The following is a 22639-nucleotide window of genomic DNA, read 5'->3' as shown; positions in this document are numbered from 1 at the left end:
GCCCCTCAGCACGTCCGCCGAAAGGACGCACGACGCACCGCACGCCGGCCCCGTGGTTCCGGAGCCGGCGTGCGGTGGGGGGCCGGCTCCTCCGTGCGGGGAGAGAGCCGGTCGGGTGACGCGCCGTCAGCGCGTGGCGAGGAGCGTCAGGGTGTCGATGACGCGGTTCGAGAAGCCCCACTCGTTGTCGTACCAGGCGACGACCTTGACGTGGCGTCCCTCGACGCGGGTGAGGGCCGAGTCGAAGATGGACGAGTGCGGGTTGCCCACGATGTCGGCGGAGACCAGCGGGTCCTCCGAGTACTCGAGGACGCCGGCCAGCGGGCCCTCGGCGGCGGTGCGGTAGGCGGCCAGGACGTCCTCGACGGTGACGTCGCGGGCGACGGTCGTGTTGAGCTCGACGATCGAGCCCACCGGGACGGGCACGCGGATCGAGTCGCCGGACAGCTTGCCGTCCAGGTTCGGCAGCACGAGGCCGATGGCCTTGGCGGCGCCCGTGGAGGTCGGCACGATGTTGACGCCGGCGGCGCGGGCGCGGCGCGGGTCGCGGTGCGGGCCGTCCTGCAGGTTCTGCTCCTGCGTGTAGGCGTGGACCGTCGTCATGAAGCCGTGCTCGATGCCGGCGAGGTCGTCGAGGACCTTCGCGAGGGGCGCGAGCGCGTTGGTCGTGCAGGAGGCGTTCGAGACGATCGTGTGCAGTTCGGCGTCGTACGCGTCGGTGTTCACGCCGTAGGCGAGGGTGACGTCGGCGCCGTCCGCGGGCGCGCTGACGAGGACCTTCTTCGCGCCGGCGTCGAGGTGGGCGCGGGCGGCCTTGGCCGAGGTGAAGCGGCCGGTGGACTCCAGGACGATGTCGACGCCGAGTTCGGCCCACGGCAGGTCCGCCGGCTCGCGCTCGGCGAGGACCTTGATGCGGCGGCCGTCGACGACGAGGGTGTCGCCGTCGACGGTGACCGGGCGGCCCAGGCGGCCCGAGGTCGAGTCGAAGGCGAGGAGCCGCGCGAGGGCGGTGGGCTCCGTCAGGTCGTTGACGGCGACGACCTCGAGGTCGGTGTCGCGCTCGAGCAGCGCGCGGAGCACGTTGCGTCCGATGCGGCCGAAACCATTGATGGCGATGCGAGTCATGAGTGGGTGTCCCTTCCGACCTTCCGATTCGCCACCCAGGTTCGCGCGGATCACTGGTCTCAACCAGCGGCGTGATCGCCACGGTCCGCAAGTATCGCGCCAAGATCCCGCCACGGCGCCGAAAGGGGTCTGCCGAGGGGTCTGGCGTGGGGTTATTCCCCCTGCGCGAAGGTGCGCCGGTAGTCGCTCGGGGTCGTGCCGAGGATGCGCTGGAAGTGCAGCCGCAGATTGGCTCCGGTGCCCAGGCCGACGTCGGCGGCGATCTGCTCGACGCCCCGCTCGGACCGTTCGAGCAGCTCGCGGGCCATGTCGACCCGGGCGCGCATGACCCACTGCATCGGCGTGTAGCCGGTGTCCTCGGCGAACCGGCGTGAGAAGGTGCGGGCCGACACCGCCGCGTGCCGGGCGAGTATCTCCAGGGTGAGGGGCTCGCCGAGCCGGTGCAGCGCCCATTCGCGGGTGGCGGCGAACCGCTCGCCGAGCGGCTCCGGCACGCTGCGCGGCACGTACTGTGCCTGACCGCCGCTGCGGTACGGGGCGGCGACGAGCCGCCGGGCGGCGTGGTTCGAGGCGCCCATGCCGAGGTCCCGGCGCAGGATGTGGAGGCAGAGGTCGATTCCGGAGGCGGCGCCGGCGGACGTGAGGATGCTGCCCTCGTCGACGAAGAGGACGTTCTCGTCGACGCGGATCAGGGGCCGCTTGGCCGCGAGCGCCCGCGCGTAGTGCCAGTGCGTAGTGGCCCGTTTCCCGTCGAGGAGGCCCGTGGCGGCGAGGGCGAAGGCGCCGGTCGAGATGGCGGCCAGCCGCGCCCCGCGCTGGTGGGCGGCGATCAGCGCGTCGACGACGGCGCGCGGCGGGTCCTCGCGGTCCGGATGCCGGTAGCCGGGGACGAAGACGATGTCGGCCCAGTCGAGCGCCTCCAGGCCGTGGGCGACCTGGTACGCCAGCCCGTCGCCGCCGGCCACGACGCCGGGTACCGCGCCGCAGACCCGTACCTCGTACGGCATGCTCGCCCGGGTCGTGAACACCTGCGCGGGGATTCCGACGTCGAGGGGTTTGGCGCCTTCGAGGACGAGGACGGCGACGCGGTGGAGACGGGATGCAGACACGTCCACGAGGGTACGCGGCCACGCGTCCTCGCTGGTCAGCGGCGGTCACGGACGTTCCCGGCCGCCGCTCGGAAGTGCCCTCAGCCGCGCCGGAGGACGCGGGCCGTGCGGGCGAGGACGCGGGGGCCGGTGAGGGCCTTCGGGTGCCTGCGCATGTGGACGACGTCCATGTACGTCTGGTTCACCCGCGCGTCCCTGACCGACGCGGTCGTGATGTGGTCGCCCGCCCAGCGCAGGAACCGGTAGCCACGGGGGTACGGGCCCGTGACGTGCGGCTGCGCGAGGTCGGCGGTCGTCGAGAGCTGCCAGGCGGCGTCGACGACCACGGCGGCCCGCCGGAAGTAGTCCCGGGCCGGGTCGTGCGGCGAGGCGCCGCTCCTCAGGTGGACGTGGAGCGAGGAGGCCTGGAGGGTGGCGAGGGTCAGCCCCTGGCCGTAGACGGGGTTCACGGTCGCCATGGCGTCCCCCAGGACGACGAGCCCGCCGGGGAACTTCGTCAGGTCGGTGAACCGGCGCCGGCGGCTCTCGCGGAAGTGGAAGGGCTCCACCGCGCCGATCATCTCGCACCGGTCGGCTATCTCGCGGAGGGGAGCGACGCAGCGCCTCATCCGGGCGAGGAACTCCGCGCGGTCCCGCCCCGGGCGGTGGCCTGCGTATCCGGCGAGGACGACGGACCAGGCGTCGTCCTCGACGGCGGCCAGGGCCCCGGGTTCGCACACCGCCGGCTGGTAGTCGCTGGCCGGGCCCGGTGTGGAGTGGGCGATCACCGTGTCCGGGAGCTCCCTCCCGCGGGCGAAGCGGGCCGTGGCGTAGCCGAGGTCGACGCGCATGCGGTCCACCGGGGCCTGGCCCCAGCCCTCGGCGGCGAGCCAGTTGCCGAGCCGGCTGGAGCGGCCCATGGCGTCGACGACGAGATCCGCCCGCACGTCGTACTCGTCACCCTCGCTCGTCCCGGCCGCTTCGGCGTCCCCCGCCTGCGGCGCGCCCGCCGCCGCGAGCCGGGCCCCGACGACGCGTCCTCCCTGGAGGAGCAGTCCCCTGCCGGTGGCGGGCTCGAGGCGGACGTTGTCGAGGGCCGTGACGCGGCGCCGTACATGTGTCTCGACGAACGGACGGGTCGCACCGAGCATCCGTGCGTCGGCGACCGGTGCCTTGAGCACGCCGTCTACGTAGAACCGCACCTCGTCGCCCCGGCCGAGGCGGGCGCCGCCGCTCACCATCTCCCGGGTGATGCCCGGGAAGAAGCGCTCGATCTGGGTGTGGCCCATGGCGAGCAGGGCGTGCAGCTGCCGCCGGTGCGGCGCGCCGGGCCCCGTGCCGTCCCCGCCTTCGAGGAGGTCGGGTTCGACGACCACGACCTCCTCGGCGAAGTCGCTCAGGACCCGGGCGGCCAGCAGCCCGGCGAAGCTCCCTCCCAGAACAACGGCGCGCTTCACGTGCTCCCCCTCCGTACCGGGTCCGTCATCGGGCCGCCGCGAAGGTCATCGCGACGGCCGGGACCCTACCGTGCCGGAGCGCCGCCGACGGCACTCCGGCGGGTCGCGGTGATCAGGCCTGGTACTCGGTGAGGTCGATGGCGTAGACCCGCAGGGGTACGCCGAAGACCGGGTGGCTCGTCTCCCGCTCCGGCACCATGCCGAGCTTACGCATGACGTTCTCGGAGGCCTTGTTGGCGGCGTGGGTGATGGCGACGACGCGGTCGAGGCCGCGGTCCTGGAGGGCGAACTCCAGGACGGCGTGGGCGGCCTCGGAGGCGTACCCCTGGCCCCAGAACTGCCGGCCGAGCCGCCAGCCGATCTCCACGTCGGGGAGCACCTCGGGGAGGAACTCCGGCACGGAGAGGCCCGCGAAGCCGATCAGTTCGCCGGAGCCGAGGAGTTCGACGGCGAAGAGCCCGAAGCCCTCCTCGTCCCACTCCTCCTCGCACCGCTCGATGCCCTCCGCGGTCTGTTCCAGGTCCCGGACCGAGCCGTCGCCGATCCAGCGCATGACCTCGGGGTCGGCGTTGATCTCGGCCATGGGGACGAGGTCGTCGTCGGTCCAGCGGCGGAGCAGGAGTCGGGGGGTGAGGATCTCGGTCATGAACCCATCCTGACGCATACGGGGTCCCCACGGATGTCCGGGTCAGCGGTAGTACGCCTCGACCACGGCCCGTACCTCGTCGAGCAGCGCGGGGCCGTCCTGCGGTACGGGCGGGCGGCCGCTGCCCGGGCGGATGTCGAGGAGCTGTGCGCCGGAGAGGGCGTACACGACGCGGCGGAGGCCCGCCTGCCGGATGACCGCCGCGCACATGTCGCACGGCTGGCAGCTGGTGTACATCGTGGTCTCGGCCGCGGTGGCCGGGTCCAGTTCCCGGGCTGCCCATCGCGCGAGCTTCAGTTCGGGGTGCGCCGTGATGTCCCGGTCGGTGAGAGTGGTGTTGTGCTCCTCGGCGAGGACCGTCCCGTCCGGTGCGGCGAGGAGCGACCCGAAGGGGGGATCGCCGCCCTCCCGTGCCGTGGCGGCGAGGGCGATGGCGCGGCGGAGCAGGGTGTGGTCGTCGGCTGTCGTCATGACGCATCCGTTCCTGAGAGGTGGGCGGCCGCGTCCTGGAGGTGGCAGCCGCGTCGATGGCGCATCTGGAGGAGGTCCTGGACGCGTTGGCGGAGTTCGGCGGCACGACCACCGACCTCGTCTTCAGTCGCGCTGCACGAGCGGACCGCCGCCCCGCCGGCCCTGACGGCCGGCCGGCCCCTGCGTGAGGTCGGCCGGGTCGGTGTTGGCCCCGCAGAGGACGACGCAGATCTTCTCGCCCGGTGCCGGGCGGTAGCCGGTGGGGGCGTCGGACGGGGCGGTGAGGGCCGCCAGGGCGGTGGCGGCGGCGTGTTCGACGGCGAGGCGGCGGTCGTCCCAGAGGGCGCGGCGGGCGCGGACGATGTCGGTGTCCGTGACGAGGACGGTGTGGACGTCGGGCTCCTGGGCGGCGGCCACGGCCAGGGAGGTGGCGCGGCGGGCGCCGAGGGCGTCGGCGGCGACGGAGTCGACCGTCACGTCGACGGGGTGTCCGGCCCGGAGGGCGGCGTCGAGGGCACGGGAGTTCTCGGGTTCGACGGCGACGGTACGGATGCCGTGGTGCCGGGCGGCGGTGGCGACGCCGGCGAGGAGCCCTCCGCCGCCGACGGAGACGACGACGGTGTCGAGGTCCGGGATCCGCCGGTGGATCTCGTCGAGGAGGGTGCCGGCCCCGGCGGCGATCAGGGGGTGGTCGTACGCGTGGGAGGCGAGGGCGCCGCTGTCGGCCGCGAACGCCTCGCAGGCGGCGAGCGCCTCGGCGTACTCCGTCCCGACGAGCCGCACGTCGGCGTCGTAGCCCCGCAGCTTGTCGATCTTCACCTGGGGTGCGGTCACCGGCAGGAAGACGGTGGCGCGGACACCCTGCCGGCGGGCCGCCCAGGCGCAGGCGAGGCCCGCGTTGCCGCCGGAGGCGATGGTGACGCCGGCTGTCGGGAGGGTGCCCTCCTCCCGGTGGGCGAGGAGGAAGTTCTGCGCGCCGCGGGCCTTGAAGGAGCCGGTGTGCTGCAGGAGTTCAAGGGCGAGGTGGAGCTCGTACGTCTCGTCCGCGGGTTCGGCGGGGGTGACCGTGACGGGGCGGACGTGGCCACCGATCCGGTCGGCGGCGGTCTTGACGTCGGCGTACGCGAGGGTGGGCACCAGATGCTCCTGAAGGGCCGGGACCGGGCGGTCGTGCGAACGATCTTCTCAGCGTCCGGCGGGCGCGGGAAGGCCGCGAGGCCGGGAGGAGGGGCCGAGGGCCCTTCAGTGGCGTGAATTGCCCCTCCGCACACCTCCGGGCCTCCGGAAACGCGGTTGACCAGGCATTCCGTCGCAGGCGATAGTGACGCCTCTTGGCCGGGAACAGTCGGCCGGAATCTCAGGGGTGGGGACTCTTGCACAGCGAAGAAGACGCCGCGTCCGCCTGCGCTCACGCCACCGCACTGATCGCGGCGGGCCGGCTCGCGGAGGCGCGGGAGGTCGCGGAGACGGCCCTGGAGGCGGACGGTCCCGAGCCGGCGCTCCTCCTCGTCGTGGCCCGCGCGCACATGGCGGAGGACGAGGACGACCACGACGACGCCGCCGAGCGGGTCTTCCGCCGGGCTCTCGACCTCTTCCCCGACCACGTCGACCTCCTCGCCGGTTACGCCGAGCTCTGTCTGCGGTCCGACGCCCTGGACCGGCCGGGCCGCCACGCACGCGGCCCCGTGCTGCTCGAGCGGCTCCGGGAACTGGCGCCCGACTCCCCGCAGCTGCTGCGGGCCACCGCCTCGACCTCGGTCCTCGCCACGGCCGTGGCCAAGGGACCGTCGGCCGCCCTCGTACAGCGTCTCGACGTCCTCCAGGCGCTCACCGCCGCCTCGCCGCAGGCCGCGGAGAAGGACGCGCGGCGCCGGGCGGCCCTCGCGCCGTACGACCGGCGGCTCGCCGTCCTCGACGCGTCGCTCACCGCGCTCGCCCGTCCCGGCCGGGCCCCGCTGCGCCTGCTCGTGCGCCGCAAGCCGGAGTACCTGTTCCTCGCCCAGCTGACGGTGGCCGTACTGCTGTTTGCGCGTCATGTGCTCGGGCCGTTCCCGCTCTGGGGCACGTGCGCGGTCGTCGTGCTCCTCCAGCTCCCCCTCCTGGCGCTTCGGCTGCTGCTGCGCGGCGCCCGCGCGCGTGGTGGGGCACGGGCCTCGGGCGCGACTGCAGCGGGACCCGCCCCGGCCGAGCCGCCGTTGCCCGCCGTGCGGCCGTACACACGGCGTCAGCTGGTCCTCATCGGCACCGGTGCCGTGCTCGCCTTGAGTGCCTTCGTGACGACGACCGTCCTGACGCACCTGGAGGACATCGCGTATCCGAGGTACGAGGCGGCCGCCCCGTACACCTTCCGGGGGATGACGCGGACGGACATGGGCGACGAGCTGGACGCCGCCGCTGCGAGCGACCCGAGCGGCCGGGTCGCGGCGGCGTTCACGTACTACTACACGGGCGGTTCGGGCGACGGGTCCGAGCTCGCCGTCACCGCGTCCACCGGCGACTTCCACGACGCCACCGCCGCCATGGTGTACGAGAGCGACACGCTCCTGTCGAGCACGCCCGGTGTGGGCTCGCTCGACGACGGCTGGAGGGCGGACGCGGGCGCCTACGGCGGCTGGATGCAGTGCTCGCGGTACGTCGAGTACATCACCGGCAAGCACAAGGCGATCTGCTTCTGGGCGGACAAGGGCAGCATGGGGTCGGTCTCGTTCAAGGCCTCGGACATGTCGCACGCCGACGTCGAGGAGCTCGCCCGTACGACACGGCAGGCCATGCTGCTCCCCGCCTCGTCGGATTCCTGACGTCCTCTCCGGACCCTGACGTCACGGGAATCGCCCCGGAGGCGCCGGCTGCCTCCGGGGCGGTCCCGTGCCCGCCTTCCCGCTCTCGGGTCTTACGGGACGATCTTCAGGAGGCGGTTCGGGGAGCCGCTGCCCGGGCTCGTCACCTTGTTGAGCGTGGCGCCGTTGACCAGCGCCGTGGCGACCTGGGCCGGCGTGGCGGAGGGGTGGCCCGCCAGGTAGATCGCGGCGGCGCCCGCCACGTGCGGGGTCGCCATCGAGGTGCCGGAGATGGTGTTGGTGGCGGTGTCGCTGGTGTTCCAGCCGGCGGTGATGGAGACACCGGGGGCGAAGAGGTCGAGCACCGAACCGTAGTTGGACCAGCTGGCCTTGGCGTCGGTGTTGCTCGTGGCGCCGACCGTGATGGCGGCCGCGACGCGGGCGGGCGACGAGGAGGAGGCGTTGGTGCCGGAGTTGCCGGCGGCGACCGCGTAGGTGACGCCGTCGGCGATGGAGTTCTTCACCGCGTTGTCGAGGGCGGTGGAGGCGCCGCCGCCGAGGGAGAGGTTGGCCACGGCGGGGGCGCCGGCGGCGTGGTTGGCGGTGACCCAGTCGATGCCCGCGACGACACCGGCGGTGGTGCCGGAGCCGTTGTTGTCGAGGACGCGGACGGCGACGATCTTCGCCGCCTTGGCCACGCCGTAGGTGGAGCCGGCGATGGTCGTGGCGACGTGGGTGCCGTGCCCGTTGCCGTCCTGGGCGACCGTGTCGCCGTCGACGGCGTCGTAGCCGTTGACGGCGCGCCCGGCGAGCTCGGAGTGGGTGATCCGCACGCCGGTGTCGATGACGTAGGCGGTGACGCCGCTGCCGGCGCTGTCGGGGTACGTGTACGTGCCGGACAGCGGCAGATCGGCCTGGTCGATGCGGTCGAGGCCCCAGGGCGCGTTGGACTGGGTCGCGTCGGCGCGGACGACCTGGTTCTGCTCGACGGAGGCGACGGCCGGGTCGGCGGCGAGGCGGCGGGCCTCGGTCGCGCCGAGGGTGGCCGTGTAGCCGTTGAGGGCGGAGCCGAAGGTCTTGCGGACCGTGCCGCCGTAACCGGCTATCAGGTTCCGCCCCTTGGCGGAGGCGGCCTTGAAGCCGGCGCCCTGCTTGAGGGTGACGATGTAGCTGCCGGGGACCGCGTCGGCCGAGCCGGCCGCGAGGACGGTGCCTTCGGCGGGGACCGCCTGGGCGGGGACGGCGGCGAAGGTGCCGAGCAGGGCGGCGGCGGTCGCGGCGGAGGCCGTCACGGCGAGGCGCGTCTTGTTGCTCTTGGGGAGTGCCATTACGAGGGAGTCCTCCTCATGGGCGTCGCGCCCGACGGGTGGGGGCGGCGCGACTGTGGGGGTGGTGCACGCGGGGTCACGCGCACGGTCGGGACCGTGTGTCCGGTCCCGGCGTGATCAGCAGCCTGGCCGCTCCACGGGCGTGACTCAAGGGAGTTGAGGTCTTGTCATGCATCCGCCATACGCCTGCAACGGAACCCCCGAGGAAGCCGGAGCGCCTGGCTGAATCGGACGCTCCGGTGGCCGGAATCCCGAGGACTCGACACCCCGCGCGCCGCGTGCGCCCGCTCCTCCCCCGCGGGTGACGACGTGTCGGCTAGCGTCGGGAGAAGCAGGCCGGTGACACCGGACGCCATCCGAAAGGACGCACCCCATGCCCCTCGAAGGCGAGTACGAGCCCAGCCCGACGTCGTGGGTACGCGAGCAGGTCGAGCTGTACGAATCGTCCGGCGGCACCCAGGGCACCACCATGCGGGGCCTCCCCGTCATCCTCGTCACGAACCTCGGCGCCCGGAGCGGCAAGCTCCGCAAGACCCCGCTCATGCGGGTCGAGCACGAGGGCGCGTACGCGCTCGTCGCGTCCAAGGGCGGTTCGGTCGACCACCCCGTCTGGTACCACAACCTGGTGGCCACGCCCCTGGTCGAACTGCGTGACGGCACGCAGGTGTGGGACATGAAGACCCGTCTGGTCACCGGTGGGGAACGCCAGGCGTGGTGGGAGCGGGCCGTCGCCGCGTTCCCGGACTACGCCGACTACCAGCGCAAGACCGACCGGGAGATCCCCGTCTTCGTCGCCGAGCCGGTGGTCCAGGACGTGTAGGCACGCGCCGGCATCACCCTTGCCTTCGCGTGCGCTCCAGGTCCTAGCGTCCCGGTCATGCAGACCTCAGCCCTGGCGGGCCGTGCTCGAGACGGGAGTGACCCGATGAAGGTCCTTGTGACGGGCGGGACGAGCGGGCTGGGGCTCGCCATGGCCTCCGCCCTGGCCGCGGCGGGCGCGGCGGTCGCGCTGACCGGCCGGTCCGGTCGGCGCGCGACGTCGGTCGCCGCCGGACTGCCGGGGGCGGTCGGGGTGGAGATGGACGTGCGGGACGAGTCGTCCGTGGCCGGGGCCGTCGAGGAGGCGTGGTCCCGGCTCGGCGGCGTCGACATGCCGGTGAACAACGCCGGGGTCGGCATGCGTACGGTCAACCCGCGCTTCATGACGCACCCACAGGGCTTCTGGGAGGTGCCGGTCGCGGGCTTCCGCGCGGTGATCGAGACCAATCTGACGGGGTACTTCCTGGTGGCGCGCGAGGTCACGCCCCGGATGCTGGCCGCCGGCGGCGGCCGCATCGTCAACATCGCGGTGAGCGAGTCGACCATGCACCGGGCCGGGTTCGTCCCCTACGGGCCGTCCCGGGCGGGCAGCGAGTCACTGTCCCGGATCATGGCCGCCGACCTGCGGGGCACGGGCGTCACCGTCAACCTGCTGCTACCCGGGGGCCCGACCGCCACCGGAATGCTGCCCCTCGACGCCGTGCCCGAGGACCGGCGGTTCCTGGACCCCTCGGTCATGGGCCCGCCCATCGTCTGGCTGGCGTCCGACGACGCGGCCGGCGTGCACGACGAGCGCATCGTCGCCGTCGACTTCGACCGCCGGCTGCGCGACAGGAACGTCAGCCGGTGAGGCGGCCCGCCGGTCGCAGGGCGGGCCTCCGCCGTACGCGGGTCAGTCCCACGCCGACGAGGACGACCGTCATACCCGTCAGGACCCGGGCGGTCAGCGGCTCGTCGAGCACCAGTGCGCCGAGCGTGACGGAGACGACCGGCAGCAGGTAGCCGACGGTGGCGGCGCTGGTGGGGCCCTCCTCGGCGATCATGCGGTAGTTGAGGTGAAAGGTGAGCCCGGTCGCGAAGACGCCGAGGACGAGGACCGCGAGCAGTCCCGCCGCGGTCACCGTCGCCCGGCCGCCGGCCGCCAGGGCGGGCGTACCGAGGGCGGTGGCCGTGAGGAGCTGCGCAGCGGAGAGGGCGAGTGGTGCGGTGCCCCGGTCGGTGAGGCGGCGGGCCATGTAGGCGAAGGCCGCCGCGTAGCTCAGGGAGGCGCCGATCAGGGCGAGGGCTCCCCAGGTCATCAGGCCGGGGCCCGTGCTCCAGGGCGCGAAGATCAGCAGGACTCCGGTGAAGCCGAGGGCGAGCCCGCCGAGCCGGGCGGGGCGCAGGGAGCGTTCCGTACCGAGGACGAGGCCGATGAGGAGGGACCAGAGCGGGGTGGTGGCGTTCAGGACGCCCGCCACGCCGCTGTCGACGGTCTGCTCGCCGACGGAGAAGAGGAGGAACGGCAGCGCGTTGCAGAGGAAAGCGGCGATCACGAGCCGCCCCCAGGTGCCGCGGTCCCGTGGCAGCCGCTGTCCGGCTCCGTGCGCGAGCGCGAGGAGGACGGCCGCGCCCAGGAGGGACCGGGCGAAGGTGATCCATCCGGGGGTGAGGCCCTCGTTGAGGGAGATCTTGATCCAGAGGAAGCCGGAGCCCCAGAGCAGGGCCAGGACGCCCATGCGTATCGCCGAAGTCATGTCTTCACGGTCCCGGCTCCCGGCCGACAGGACAAGCGAAGGATCGTGCATCGAGCGTTAAGCTCTCCTACATGCTGGATGTGAGACGCATGCAGGTGCTCCGGGCCGTCGTCGCCAGCGGATCCGTCACGGCCGCCGCCGGGCACCTGGGCTACACCCCCTCGGCCGTGAGTCAGCAGATCGCCGTCCTGGAGAAGGAGGCCGGCATCGCACTGCTCGAACGTTTCGGCCGGGGCGTGCGGCCGACCGCCGCCGGACGGCTGCTCACCGAGCATGCCGCCGTGATCGGGCGTCAGGTTGCCGAGGCCGAGACGGCGCTCGCCGATCTCCGGGCGGGCCGCACCGGGCAGATCGCGGTCCGCTACTTCGCCACGGCGGGCGCGGACCTGGTGGCACCCGCCCTGGCCCGCTTCCGTACGGAACACCCGGGCGTACGGGTCGACTTGATGATCGCCGACGGCACGCCCGACGAGGAGGCGGACCTCACCCTCCTCGTACGGCCCCGGGGCGCCGGTCCGGCGGCGTCCGGCGACGGTCTGCGGCTCGTCCCTCTGGTCGACGACCCGTACCGCCTGGTGCTGCCCCGGGGGCATCGGCTCGCCGAGCGCCGGGGCGCCGTCGACCTGGCGGACCTGGCCGCCGAGCCGTGGGTCGGCAGCGAGCGCCCGGGGCCCTGCCGGGACGCGGTCCTCGACGCGTGCGCAGCGGCCGGATTCGCTCCGGACATCGCGGTGGAGTGCGAGGAGTACGCCACCGCCCAGGGTTTCGTCGCGGCCGGTCTCGGGATCAGCCTGATCCCTCTGATGGGCCTCGGCAGCCGCCACCCGAACGTGGTGGTCCGCAAGGTCCGCCGCCCCGAGCCGGTCCGCTCGATCCAGGCGGCGGTACGGGAGTCCTCCCTGACCCTGCCCGCCGTACGGGACCTCCTGACGGCGCTTCAGGAGGTCTGAGCACGCGGGGGCACCGCGTCACGGCCGCCACGGCCGTCACGGCGAGAGGACCGCCAGGAGGTGGGCGACCTCGCGGGCCACGGCCTCACGGGCCGGGGTCAGGTAGTGGCGCGGGTCGACCGTGCCGGGGTGCTCCGCGAGGTGGGTGCGGACGGCCTCGGTGAACGCCTTGTTCAGGTGGGTGGAGACGTTCACCTTGGTCATGCCGGCCGCGACCGCCTCGGTGAGGTGCGGGTCCGAGACGCCCGAGGAGCCGTGCAGGACGAGCGGGGTGTCGACCGCCGCGCGCAGCCGGGCGATCAGTTCGAGGTCGAGGACGGCGTCCCTGGTCACCATCTGGTGGGCGCTGCCGACCGCGACCGCGAGGGCGTCCACGCCGGTGGCGTCGACGAAGGCACGGGCCTCCTCGGGGTCCGTGCGCACGCCCGGTGTGTGGGCGCCGCCCTTGCCGCCGACCTCGCCGAGTTCGGCCTCGACCCAGACGCCGTGGCTGTGGCAGTACTCGACGACCTCGCGGGTCGCGGCGACGTTCTCCGCGTACGGCAGCTTCGAGGCGTCGAACATGACCGAGCCGAGGCCGAGGGCGACGGCCTCGCGGACGAGGTCGGGGTTCTCGGCGTGGTCGAGGTGGACGGCGACGGGGATCTTGGCCGCACGGGCGACGGCCAGGGAGGCGAGCGCGACCGGCTCCAGGGCTCCGTGGTAGCGGACGGTGTTCTCGCTGATCTGGAGGACGACCGGACGGTCGGCGTTCTCCGCGCCGGCCACGATGGCCTGGGCGTGTTCGAGCTGGAGGACGTTGAAGGCCCCCACTCCGGTGCCCGCGGCGCGGGCGCGGCGGACGATCTCGTCGGTGGGCGTCAGCGGCACGGTGCTTCTCCCGGGTGGTGGGCGGGCGTGGGGCGGCGGTCAGGCATGGACGTCGGAGAGGACGACGGAGCGGGTCAGGTTCCGGGGGGTGTCCGGGTTGAGCCCCTGGGCCTCGGCGACGGCGACGGCGAGCCGCTGGGCGCGGACGAGGTCGGCGAGCGGGTCGAGGTCGCTCTCGGCGAGGGTGCCGCCGACCTTGCGCACGTCGTCCGCGAGCCCGGCGGGCAGGGCACCGAAGCCCCAGGCCACGCGGCCGGGGCCGGTGATGCTGATCGGGCCGTGGCGGTACTCCATGGCCGGGTACGCCTCGGTCCAGGCGCCGGCCGCCTCGCGCATCTTCAGGCCTGCCTCCAGGGCGAGTCCGTAGGTCCAGCCGGTGCCGAGGAAGGTGAACTGCTCGGCCGTGCGCACGCTCTCGTCGAGCGGGGAGCCGAGGGCCTGCTCGGCGTCGCGGGCCGCGTCCTCGACGGTGCCCAGTCCCTCGGGGAGGGCGTCCTCGGCCTCCAGGTGCGCACGGAACAGGGCGAGGACGGTGGTCGCGAAGCGGGTCTGGACGACGGACTCCTCGTCGGCGAAGTCGAGGACGGCGACCTCGTCGGCGAGGTCCATCACCGGGGTGGTGGGGTCGGCCGTGATCGCGCCGGTGGGGACGGTGCCGCGGAGCCGGGACAGGACGGCGAGGACCTCGCTGGTGGTGCCGGAGCGCGTGATGGCGACGACACGGTCGTAGCGCCGGCCGTAGGGGAACTCGGAGGCGGCGAAGGCGTCGGTCTCGCCGTGGCCGCCGGACTCGCGCAGCTCGGCGTAGGCGAGGGCCATGAACCAGGAGGTGCCGCAGCCGATCACCGCGACCCGCTCGCCGCGTCGGGGCAGGGCCGCGACGTGCTGGGGCAGGGTGCGGGCCGCCTGGCGCCAGGTCGCCGGCTGGGAGGCGATCTCCACGGCGGTGCGGGTGGTGGTCATGCCGATCTCCTTGCAAGAAGTGTGCGCGATAATGACGGAAGATGCTTGAAGACGCCCCTATTCAAGCAGAAACAAGCATCCTCTTTCCAGATCCCGCGCCCTTCGGCGGCTAGAATCAGACGCGCGCACGAGCGGGGTGGTCATGCGGGCGTGGCCCCGGTGGAGGGAGGGACCCATGTCCAAGCACGAGCGGTGGAACACGCTCCTGGAGCTGCTTGCCGCCTCGGGGAAGCTGGAGGTGGAGGAGGCGGCGACCACGCTGGACGTCTCCGCCGCCACGATCCGCCGGGATCTCGACGAGCTGGCCGAGCAGCAGCTGCTCGTCCGCACGCGGGGCGGGGCGGTCGTGCACGGCGTGTCGTACGAGCTGCCGCTGCGGTACAAGTCGACGCGGCACGCGCCGGAGAAGCGGCGGATCGCGGAGGCGGTGGCGGATCTGGTCGCGCCCGGCGAGGTCGTCGGGCTCAACGGGGGCACGACGACGACGGAGGTCGCACGCGCGCTCGCGCTGCGGTTCGCGAGCGGTCGCACCGAAGCTCCGGGCACGGCGGTGCCGGCCGGGCCCGCGCTGACCGTGGTCACCAACGCGCTCAACATCGCGGGCGAGCTGGCGGTGCGTCCGCAGATCAAGATCGTCACCACGGGAGGGGTCGCCCGCCCGCAGACCTACGAGCTGGTGGGTCCGCTGACGGTCGGGGTGCTCAACGAGGTCGTGCTCGACGTGGTGGTCCTCGGGGTCGACGGGGTCGACGCCGAACTCGGCGTGATGGCGCACCAGGAGGACGAGGCGAGCATCAGCCGGCTCTTCGCGGAGCGGGCGAGCCGGGTCGTCGTGGTGACCGACTCCTCGAAGATGGGCCGCAGGGCGTTCGCGCGGATCTGTGGTCTGGACCGGATCGACCTGCTCGTGACCGACACCGGCATCGCCCCGAAGACGGCCCTGCAGCTCACCGAAGCCGGGGTAGAGGTCCTCACCGTCTGACTCATTGGTCTGATGGTGAACCAATCCAGACCTTGGTGTCTACGGTCCTCCGCGTATTCACACACTAATTACCGCGCGTGTGTATACCTTTAAGCTGCCCTCCCCCATCATGTCTCCGACGTGCCGCTGGGGCACACGGTGACAGGAAGGGCGGGGCATGATTCCCATCAGCCGCAGGGGATTCGTCGGGATCGGCGCGGGGCTCATGGCGGGGGCCGCGCTGCCGCCGCTGCGGGCGTCCGCCGCCGCGAGCGGCGCGACCGGCACCCTCGCGGACGTCAAGCACGTGGTGATCCTCATGCAGGAGAACCGCAGCTTCGACCACTACTTCGGCACGCTGAAGGGCGTCCGGGGCTTCGGCGACCGCGCCGCCGGCAACATTCCCGGCGGCTGGGGCATGTTCAACCAGCCCAACTGGGGCGGCCGCCAGTACCCCTGGAAGCTCAGCGACACCCCGGCCGCCGGCGGCGTCGACGGCGAGACCCTCGCGCAGTGCAACGGCGACCTGCCGCACAGCTGGACCTCGCAGCACGCCGCCTGGAACAAGGGCCGCCTCGACAACTGGGTCACGGGCGTGGGCAACACCCGGACGCTCGGCCACCTCGACCGCGGGGACATCCCCTTCCACTACGCGCTCGCCGACAACTACACGATCTGCGACGCGTACTTCTGCTCGACGCTGAGCGCCACGGGCCCCAACCGCACCTTCCTGTGGAGCGGGAAGGTCGACGGCACCAGCAAGGACGGGGGCGACGAGTCGGGCCTCACCTGGGAGTCGTACGCCGAGGCGCTCCAGCGCGCCGGGGTGAGCTGGAAGGTCTACCAGAACGCCCAGGACAACTACGGCGACAACGGCCTCGCGTACTTCAAGAAGTTCACCGACGCCCGCCCCGGGGACCCGCTGTACGACCGGGGCATGGGCTCGGTCCCGAAGGTGACCGGCTCGACGCCGGACGACATCGCCGCGGCGATCCGCGCCGACGTCGTCGCGGGGACCCTGCCGCAGGTGTCGTGGGTGGTCGCGAGCGAGGCCTTCTCGGAGCACCCGTACGCCCCTCCGGGCGACGGCGCCCACTTCGTCGACCTCGTCTACCGCGCGCTGGCCGCGAACGCCGAGGTGTTCGACTCCACGGTGCTGTTCCTCAACTACGACGAGAACGACGGCTTCTTCGACCACGTGCCCCCGCCGGTCGCCCCTCCGGGCACCGCGGGCGAGTACATCGACGGCGTGCCGATCGGCCTGGGCTTCCGCGTCCCGATGATTGTCATGTCCCCGTGGACCCGCGGTGGCTGGGTGAGCTCCGAGGTCTTCGACCACACCTCGGTGCTGCGCTTCATGGAGAGCTGGACGGCGGCGCTCGGCACCCCGGCGACCTGCCCCAACATCAGCGCCTGGCGCCGGAAGGTCACCGGCGACCTGACCGGGGTCTTCGACTTCGCCAACCCGGTGTACGGAGTGCCGGCCAACCTTCCCTCCACGGCGAAGGTGATCGGGCAGGCCACCTGCGGCCCGCTGCCGAACCCGGCCCCGCAGAACAACGCGCTGCCCGTACAGGAGTCCGGCACCCGCCCGGCGCGCGCCCTGCCGTACCAGGTGAACGGCAACCTCGACCGCTTCGAGTTCGGCTCCGCGGGCAAGATCCTCGCCTGGTTCTCGATGACGAACCAGGGCACGGAGGCCAAGCGGTCGGCGCACTTCTCGATCCACCCCCACCAGTACCGGGACACCGCCGCCTGGCAGTACACCGTCGACCCCGGCGGCACGGCCACCGACTACTTCAACATCGGCCTCGGCTCGGGCTCGGGGAAGTACGACATCTCGATGATGGGCCCCAACCGCTTCCTGCGCCGCTTCATCGGGGACGCCTCGAAGGCGGGCAAGGCGGTCGAGGTGGCCGCCAGGTACGCGCCGGAGGCGGGTACGGGCAAGACGGCCCTGTGGTTCAAGATGACCAACACCTCGGCCGGGCCCGTCACCTTCACGATCCGCTCGAACGCCTACCGCTCGGACGGCCCGTGGACGTACACGGTGCCGGCGAACTCCAGCCGCGAGGACTTCTTCAACGCGGTGGCGTACAACGACGGCTGGTACGACTTCACGATCCTCGCCGACATCGACGGCACCTGGTCGCGCCGGTACACCGGCCACATCGAGACCGGAGCCCCGAGCATCAGCGGCTGATCCCCCGCGGGTCCGGGCGGCGGCATGGCCGCCGCCCGGCCTCCGGTACGGCGTCAGCGGCCCGCTTCGGCGGCGCGCCGGACCGTGGCGTCGAGGAGGGCCACCGCGTCGGCGGCGGTACGGCCGGGGGCCCGGTTCCACGGCCCGATCAGCTCCTGCCAGCCGCGCGACCGGAGTTCGGTCATGATCCAGGCGGCCGCCTCGTTCATGGTGTCCGCGCTGCCGTAGCCGAGGCGGTGGGCGGCGAGGAGGGCACCGCAGACGCACCGGGCACCGCGTGCGTCGCGCAGCTTGTACGGGGCATTCTGCCAGCCCCACTCGGTCAGCACGAGGCGCGCGTAGCCGAGGTGCACCGAGGGGCGGAGGTCGGCCTGGCCGATGCGGCGCCAGGTGTGCAGCCGGTCCGGAAGCACGGCTCCGAGCCGTCCCGGGATCCGGCGCTCGGCGGGGAGCTCCGGCGGGAGGGTGGCCAGGGCCTCGGCCACGAGCCGGTCCACCGGCACGCTGAGCAGCTTCCGCCAGCCGTCCTCAGCGGGCGGCGACTCCTCGGGGGCGGTCCAGTCCGTGACGATCCGCTGCCAGGTGGCGCTCTCGAAGAGGGCGGCCGCCTCGCGGTCGAGGGTGTCGGGGCTGAGCAGGGCGGTGGAGGGCGGCATGGAGGTGTCTCCTGGGTCGACTGCCTCCACCTTTCACGATGAATGTCCCTTTTGCGACTTTTACCCCCACATGGAGCACCGCTCGCATCCATGCCACTCCACCCCTCGACGAACACCCCACCCCAGGCAATTTCCCCCCATTTACTCACGAAAGGAATTACGCACCATATGGGACATTGCGGTCCTGGTGACGCGACTCACTCATACGACCCGCCGGTCCGGCCGCCCCCTCTCCCGCCCCATACCGGACAAGGAAGTTCGATGCCTCCCGGACGGCATCGATCTTGAATTCCCCGAATTCCGTGATCCATTTCCCGATGCCCGCGACCCACTCCCCTTGTTATCCGTCGCATTACTGGCCTACGGTCACCTCCATTCGAGCGGAACGCCCAATCCTGCCGCCGCTCGGTAAAACTCCCTTTCACCCGACGGCAGGAGCGGGGGACCCACGAATACGCCGGTCCGGATTCCGGAACGGCTCGGGGTGCAGCCGCGTGCGCGCGGCCGGACATCTCCCGTCCGAACCCGACAGCTCACCCCGCAGGCGCCGGAGAGGAAACCGTCATGCCTGCTCACGGTAAGCACCGCCGTCACCGCCGCAGCCCCGTCTCCCGCGGCCTCGCCCTGGTCGGCACGGGTGGCGCCGCACTCGCCCTGCCGCTCATCGCCCCGGCCGTCGCCGACGCCGCGCCCGTGTCCGGCGCCCCGGAGATCGCCGTCCAGAGCCTCGCCGCCCCGGTCGCGGCCAAGGCTCCCGCCGCCCCGGCCGCCGCGCACACGTACACCGTCGTGAGCGGTGACTCGCTTTCCCTGATCGCCCACAAGAAGGGAATTCAGGGAGGCTGGAAGAACCTTTACCACGCCAACAAGAGCGTCGTGGGTGACAATCCGTCACTCATTCACCCCGGCCTCGAACTGACGATTCGTCGGGATTCCGTGAAGGCCGCCCCCACGCAGGCGAAGACGAAGCCGGCCACCCCCGCCGTCGCCGCCGGAACGGGCTCCTCCGCCGCCGCGGCCGCTCCGGCCGTCGCCGCCCCCGCCGCCGTCAAGGCGGCCACGGTCGCCGCGACGAACTACGCCGACAACCTCGACGGATGGATCCGTGAGTCGCTGGCCATCATGGGCCAGCACGGCATCCCCGGCTCCTACGACGGCATCTTCCGCAACGTCATGCGCGAGTCGTCCGGCAACCCCCAGGCCATCAACCTCTGGGACTCCAACGCGGTCGCCGGCACCCCCTCGAAGGGCCTGCTCCAGGTCATCGAGCCGACCTTCCTCGCCTACCACGTGCCCGGCACGTCCCTGGACCTGTTCGACCCGGTCGCCAACATCACCGCCGCCTGCAACTACGCGGCCGACCGCTACGGCTCCATCGACAACGTCAACTCGGCGTACTGATCCCCTCACGCCGGAAGTGCTCGGCGAACCAGGAGGTGGCGAGGTCCGCCACCTCCTCCAGGGCGCCCGGCTCCTCGAAGAGGTGGCCGGCGCCCCCCACCACGGCGAGCCGGTTCTCGCAGCGCAGCAGCGCCAGGGCCCGCCGGTTGAGGTCCAGGACCATCGCGTCCGCGCCGCCCACCACCAGGAGCGTCGGGGCACGCACCCGTGCCAGGTGCTCGGCCGCGAGGTCCGGCCGACCGCCGCGCGAGACGACGGCGCTCACCGGGGACTCGGGCTCGGCGGCCGCCCACAGCGCGGCCGCCGCACCCGTGCTCGCACCGAAGTACCCGAGCGGCAGCCCCGCGCTCTCGGGACGCCCGGCCAGCCACTCCGTGGCCCCGGCGAGCCGCCCGGCGAGGAGCGGGGTGTCGAAGACATGCGCCCGGTCCACCGCCTCCGACTCGGTCAGCAGGTCGAAGAGCAGCGTCCCGAGTCCCGCCCGGTTGAGCTCGGCGGCCACGGCCCGGTTCCGGGGGCTGTGGCGACTGCTGCCGCTGCCGTGCGCGAACAGGACGATGCCGCCCGCACCCTCGGGCACCGCGAGCCGCCCACCGAGGCTGACGCCGTCGACCGGGATCCGTACGTCCGTGTCCTGCACGACGGGGGCCCGCCCGGCTCTGTTCCGCTCCAGGCAGTCGATGACCTCGGCGTCCGGGGTCTGCGAGAAGTCCCGGTAGAACTGCCCGATCGCGAAGAAGAGCTCCGGGGCGTGCACGCTGACGGTCTCGTCGGCCTCGCCGCCGACACGGGCCGTCCAGCCCTTCGGCGCCACCGGCACGGCGAGCACGATCCGGGCGGCACCCCTGGCCCGCACCACCCGGCAGGCCGCCAGCGCCGTGGCCCCCGTGGCCAGCCCGTCGTCGACCACGACGACCGTCCTCCCGTCGAGAGGCACGGAGGGCCGGCTGCCCCGGTAGCGGAGGCCGCGCTGGTCGAGCTCGGTGTGCTCCCGCTCCTCCACCGCGGCGAGGTCGCGCTCGCTCACCCGGGCCTCCCGCAGCACCCGCTCGTTGAGCACCCGTACACCGCCCTCCCCGAGCGCCCCCATCGCGAGCTCCGGCTGGTGCGGCACGCCCAGCTTCCGTACGAGACAGATGTCGAGCGGCGCGTCCAGGGCGTCCGCGACCTCCGCCGCCACCGGCACGCCACCCCTCGGGAGCCCGAGGACCACGACGTCATGGCCCTTGAGGTGGTCGAGCCGGGCGGCGAGCTGGCGCCCCGCATCCGTACGATCGCTGAAGAACATGGTCCGCCGCCCTTCCGCTGGTGTGCGGCTCGGGCGCGGGGAGGAACGGCGTGCCCCGTCCCCTGCCCGTCCCTCCAGGGTAGACGCGTCACCCGGGTCGACGGGCGGGCTCGGTCAGCGGGCCGGTGCGGTCAGCGGGTCGGCTCGATCGGCGGGCCGGTGCGGTCAGCGGGTCGGCTCCGTCCACGCGCCCCGTCGGTCCGGTGGGCCTCCCCCGTCAGCGGGACTGCAGGGCGTCGAGGGCCACGGTCTGGGCTATCGCCAGCCGCCGGTCGAGCCCCGGGTCGGCTATGTCGAGCACGTACCGGTCCCGGATCCCGAACAGCTTGTCGACCGACATGACGGAGCGGCCGTCCGCGGTGAAGTCGAAGTGGTACGGCACGACGAACGGAACGAGGTCCAGGGGCAGGAACTCCCAGGCGCGCCGCAGCAGCGCCACCACCTCGTTCCGCTCCTGCCCGGTGGTCTCGCCCGCCTCGCCCTCCCGGCTCAGGTGCCAGGTGCTCCGCAGCAGGGACGCGCCGAAGTCCTTCCGGAAGCCGCCCAGTCGGGTGCCGGAGGCGCCCACCACGTCGTACGTCGCGCCGAGGTCGATGACCTGACGGGCCTTGAAGGTGAAGAGGACCTGGCGCTGGGACTCGTCCGTGTAGAAGGTGACGTGCTCCTTGAGCGCCATCCTCTTCTGGTGGGCGAAGGCGACGAGTTCGCCCTCCTTGCCGTCCGGGCCGATGGTGTGCACCAGGTACCGGTTGGCCATGAGCGTCACCTTCTGCCGGACGAGAAAGCGCTGCTGTGACTGTGCGAGGCCCATCGGTTGTGCTCCTGCCGGTCGTGGGCGGTCCCTGGAAGACCGCCCCCTGAGGTCGTGAGCACGATGATCGGCTGCCGAGGGGCCTCACCGCTGTCCTCGAAAGTCGTCGGTCCCGTTGACCTTCGGATGATCTTCGACGGGACCGGACCCCGGATCGACGGGGTCGGAGACCGGGGCCGACGGCCTCAGGCGCCGAGGAAGGCCTCGATGGCCTCGGCGAGGGCCTGCGGCGTCTCCTCGGGGGCGTAGTGGCCGGCGTCCTTGAGGACTTCGAGGCGGGCGTTGGGGTACCAGCGCAGCCACGTGGCCTCCATCGCCTCGGTGCCCAGCGCGGGGTCGTGGGCGCCGACGACGAGCAGGACGGGCGTGGGGTTGTCACGGACGCGCTCGTGGAAGTCGGTGCGGGACCAGGAGTCCAGGTAGGCGCGGAAGGCCGTCGCGGAGGAGCGGGTCACGGAGCGGTCGACGAGTGCGCTCAGCCAGGCGTCGTCGTAGCGCCCGCCGGTGGTGTTGTCGATGATCGCGCGCCGGTTGGCCGGTTCGTCGGCGGCACCGGCGAAGAGCTCCCAGGTCTCGCCGTCGAGCGGGAACCCGGCCGCGGAGACCGGCGAGATGCCGACGATGGAGCGGACCCGACCGGGGGCGTCGAGGAGCATCAGCTGGGCCGCCTTGCCGCCCATCGAATGGCCGATGACGGAGAAGGAGTCCCAGCCGAGGTCGTCGGCGACCGCGAGGGCGTCGGCCGCGACCTCCTCCATCGTGTACGCGCCCGCGTGGTCGAGGGCGTCGCCGTAGCCCCGGCAGTCGACGAAGGCGTACGTGCCGACGGAGCCGTCCAGATGGGCGCGCAGCGGGGAGAAGCTGGTGCGGTCGCCGAACCAGTTGTGCAGCACGAGGGCCCTCCCGGGGCCTTCGCCGTGTACGTCGTACGGAAGAACCTGGCCCGTCATCGTGCCCCCTGCTCGCGAGGTGGTGCCGCCGCGCGCCGATGGCGACGGTCGACGACCGAGTGTGACGGCGTGGGCGCGTGGGGTCAACACTGTCGGGTGGGGCGCGTGGGAGCGTGGCGGAGCCCGGACGGCGGTGCGC

General features: G+C 72.8%; 21 protein-coding genes and 1 riboswitch. Of the genes, 7 read left to right on the top strand and 14 right to left on the bottom strand.

Annotated elements, in window-relative coordinates; all coding sequences use genetic code 11:
- Positions 1 to 126 precede the first annotated feature (126 nt).
- The 6 genes from gap to ACFYX3_RS29875 all read right to left on the bottom strand — a co-directional run bounded on the left by gap (position 127) and on the right by ACFYX3_RS29875 (position 5927).
- The gene (gap, locus tag ACFYX3_RS29900) at positions 127 to 1125 is read right to left on the bottom strand and encodes a type I glyceraldehyde-3-phosphate dehydrogenase (RefSeq protein ID WP_359515001.1); all 999 of its coding nucleotides are present in this window, start codon (positions 1123 to 1125) and stop codon (positions 127 to 129) included.
- Between the two features lie 152 nt (positions 1126 to 1277).
- Positions 1278 to 2234 (bottom strand): GlxA family transcriptional regulator, encoded by a 957-nt coding sequence (locus tag ACFYX3_RS29895; RefSeq protein ID WP_376589255.1) that lies wholly within the window; start codon positions 2232 to 2234, stop codon positions 1278 to 1280.
- Positions 2235 to 2314: 80 nt separating this feature from the next.
- Positions 2315 to 3670, bottom strand: coding sequence for a hypothetical protein (locus ACFYX3_RS29890; protein ID WP_389019719.1), 1356 nt, complete (start codon positions 3668 to 3670; stop codon positions 2315 to 2317).
- Between the two features lie 112 nt (positions 3671 to 3782).
- Positions 3783 to 4316, bottom strand: coding sequence for a GNAT family N-acetyltransferase (locus tag ACFYX3_RS29885; protein WP_116164407.1), 534 nt, complete (start codon positions 4314 to 4316; stop codon positions 3783 to 3785).
- A 42-nt stretch (positions 4317 to 4358) separates the two neighbouring features.
- The gene (locus ACFYX3_RS29880) at positions 4359 to 4787 is read right to left on the bottom strand and encodes a nucleoside deaminase (RefSeq protein WP_389019714.1); all 429 of its coding nucleotides are present in this window, start codon (positions 4785 to 4787) and stop codon (positions 4359 to 4361) included.
- Between the two features lie 123 nt (positions 4788 to 4910).
- Positions 4911 to 5927 (bottom strand): serine/threonine dehydratase, encoded by a 1017-nt coding sequence (locus ACFYX3_RS29875; RefSeq protein WP_389019779.1) that lies wholly within the window; start codon positions 5925 to 5927, stop codon positions 4911 to 4913.
- A gap of 233 nt (positions 5928 to 6160) precedes the next feature.
- Between ACFYX3_RS29875 and ACFYX3_RS29870 the strand changes: the two genes are divergently transcribed.
- On the top strand, positions 6161 to 7585 hold the full coding sequence (locus ACFYX3_RS29870) for a tetratricopeptide repeat protein (protein ID WP_389019711.1): 1425 nt from the start codon (positions 6161 to 6163) through the stop codon (positions 7583 to 7585).
- Between the two features lie 92 nt (positions 7586 to 7677).
- Here the strand turns inward: ACFYX3_RS29870 and ACFYX3_RS29865 are convergent, their stop codons facing one another.
- Entirely contained in the window at positions 7678 to 8892 is a 1215-nt protein-coding gene (locus tag ACFYX3_RS29865) for a S8 family peptidase (RefSeq protein WP_389019708.1), read from the bottom strand.
- 373 nt (positions 8893 to 9265) lie between these two features.
- Here ACFYX3_RS29865 and ACFYX3_RS29860 point away from each other — a divergent pair, with 373 nt between their 5' ends.
- On the top strand, positions 9266 to 9712 hold the full coding sequence (locus tag ACFYX3_RS29860; RefSeq protein WP_382654008.1) for a nitroreductase family deazaflavin-dependent oxidoreductase: 447 nt from the start codon (positions 9266 to 9268) through the stop codon (positions 9710 to 9712).
- Positions 9713 to 9817: 105 nt separating this feature from the next.
- Positions 9818 to 10561 (top strand): SDR family oxidoreductase, encoded by a 744-nt coding sequence (locus ACFYX3_RS29855; RefSeq protein WP_389019703.1) that lies wholly within the window; start codon positions 9818 to 9820, stop codon positions 10559 to 10561.
- On the opposite strand, the gene ACFYX3_RS29850 is transcribed toward ACFYX3_RS29855, so the two are convergent.
- A complete protein-coding gene (locus ACFYX3_RS29850; protein WP_389019700.1) occupies positions 10551 to 11447 on the bottom strand; it encodes a DMT family transporter in 897 nt (298 codons plus the stop codon). The genes ACFYX3_RS29855 and ACFYX3_RS29850 overlap by 11 nt on opposite strands.
- 71 nt (positions 11448 to 11518) lie before the next feature.
- On the opposite strand from ACFYX3_RS29850, the gene ACFYX3_RS29845 reads away from it, so the two are divergent.
- Positions 11519 to 12397: a LysR substrate-binding domain-containing protein gene (locus ACFYX3_RS29845; protein WP_389019696.1), complete on the top strand. Its 879-nt coding sequence runs from the start codon at positions 11519 to 11521 to the stop codon at positions 12395 to 12397.
- A gap of 36 nt (positions 12398 to 12433) precedes the next feature.
- Here ACFYX3_RS29845 and ACFYX3_RS29840 read toward each other — a convergent pair whose 3' ends face one another.
- Both ACFYX3_RS29840 and ACFYX3_RS29835 read right to left on the bottom strand, forming a co-directional pair.
- Entirely contained in the window at positions 12434 to 13267 is an 834-nt protein-coding gene (locus ACFYX3_RS29840) for a ketose-bisphosphate aldolase (protein ID WP_376589233.1), read from the bottom strand.
- Positions 13268 to 13306: 39 nt separating this feature from the next.
- A complete protein-coding gene (locus ACFYX3_RS29835; protein WP_389019693.1) occupies positions 13307 to 14230 on the bottom strand; it encodes an SIS domain-containing protein in 924 nt (307 codons plus the stop codon).
- Positions 14231 to 14405: 175 nt separating this feature from the next.
- Here ACFYX3_RS29835 and ACFYX3_RS29830 point away from each other — a divergent pair, with 175 nt between their 5' ends.
- Together ACFYX3_RS29830 and ACFYX3_RS29825 are read left to right on the top strand one after the other, a co-directional pair.
- Positions 14406 to 15212 carry a DeoR/GlpR family DNA-binding transcription regulator gene (locus tag ACFYX3_RS29830; protein WP_389019690.1) on the top strand — a complete coding sequence of 269 codons (807 nt, stop codon included), beginning with the start codon at positions 14406 to 14408 and terminating at the stop codon, positions 15210 to 15212.
- A gap of 157 nt (positions 15213 to 15369) precedes the next feature.
- Complete coding sequence (locus ACFYX3_RS29825) at positions 15370 to 17394, top strand: phosphocholine-specific phospholipase C (RefSeq protein ID WP_389019687.1); 2025 nt, start codon at positions 15370 to 15372, stop codon at positions 17392 to 17394.
- Between the two features lie 53 nt (positions 17395 to 17447).
- Here the strand turns inward: ACFYX3_RS29825 and ACFYX3_RS29820 are convergent, their stop codons facing one another.
- Positions 17448 to 18050, bottom strand: a complete 603-nt coding sequence (locus ACFYX3_RS29820; RefSeq protein ID WP_382653991.1) for a hypothetical protein — start codon at positions 18048 to 18050, stop codon at positions 17448 to 17450.
- A gap of 376 nt (positions 18051 to 18426) precedes the next feature.
- Positions 18427 to 18610: riboswitch (cyclic di-AMP (ydaO/yuaA leader) on the top strand.
- Positions 18611 to 18614: 4 nt separating this feature from the next.
- Between ACFYX3_RS29820 and ACFYX3_RS29815 the strand changes: the two genes are divergently transcribed.
- On the top strand, positions 18615 to 19451 hold the full coding sequence (locus tag ACFYX3_RS29815) for a transglycosylase SLT domain-containing protein (RefSeq protein ID WP_389019683.1): 837 nt from the start codon (positions 18615 to 18617) through the stop codon (positions 19449 to 19451).
- On the opposite strand, the gene ACFYX3_RS29810 is transcribed toward ACFYX3_RS29815, so the two are convergent.
- The 3 genes from ACFYX3_RS29810 to ACFYX3_RS29800 all read right to left on the bottom strand — a co-directional run bounded on the left by ACFYX3_RS29810 (position 19435) and on the right by ACFYX3_RS29800 (position 22500).
- Positions 19435 to 20739 carry a phosphoribosyltransferase family protein gene (locus ACFYX3_RS29810; protein ID WP_382653988.1) on the bottom strand — a complete coding sequence of 435 codons (1305 nt, stop codon included), beginning with the start codon at positions 20737 to 20739 and terminating at the stop codon, positions 19435 to 19437. The two genes, ACFYX3_RS29815 and ACFYX3_RS29810, sit on opposite strands and share 17 nt — an antisense overlap.
- Before the next feature lie 217 nt (positions 20740 to 20956).
- Complete coding sequence (locus ACFYX3_RS29805) at positions 20957 to 21550, bottom strand: hypothetical protein (protein ID WP_376594962.1); 594 nt, start codon at positions 21548 to 21550, stop codon at positions 20957 to 20959.
- A gap of 185 nt (positions 21551 to 21735) precedes the next feature.
- Positions 21736 to 22500, bottom strand: a complete 765-nt coding sequence (locus ACFYX3_RS29800; protein WP_389019678.1) for an alpha/beta fold hydrolase — start codon at positions 22498 to 22500, stop codon at positions 21736 to 21738.
- Positions 22501 to 22639 lie beyond the last annotated feature (139 nt).

The organism is Streptomyces sp. NPDC002463, from assembly GCF_042889835.1.
GTDB classification, from domain to species: domain Bacteria; phylum Actinomycetota; class Actinomycetes; order Streptomycetales; family Streptomycetaceae; genus Streptomyces; species Streptomyces nymphaeiformis.
The sequence above is the reverse complement of the archived record's forward strand: the minus strand, read 5'-3'. Positions and strand labels throughout refer to the sequence as shown.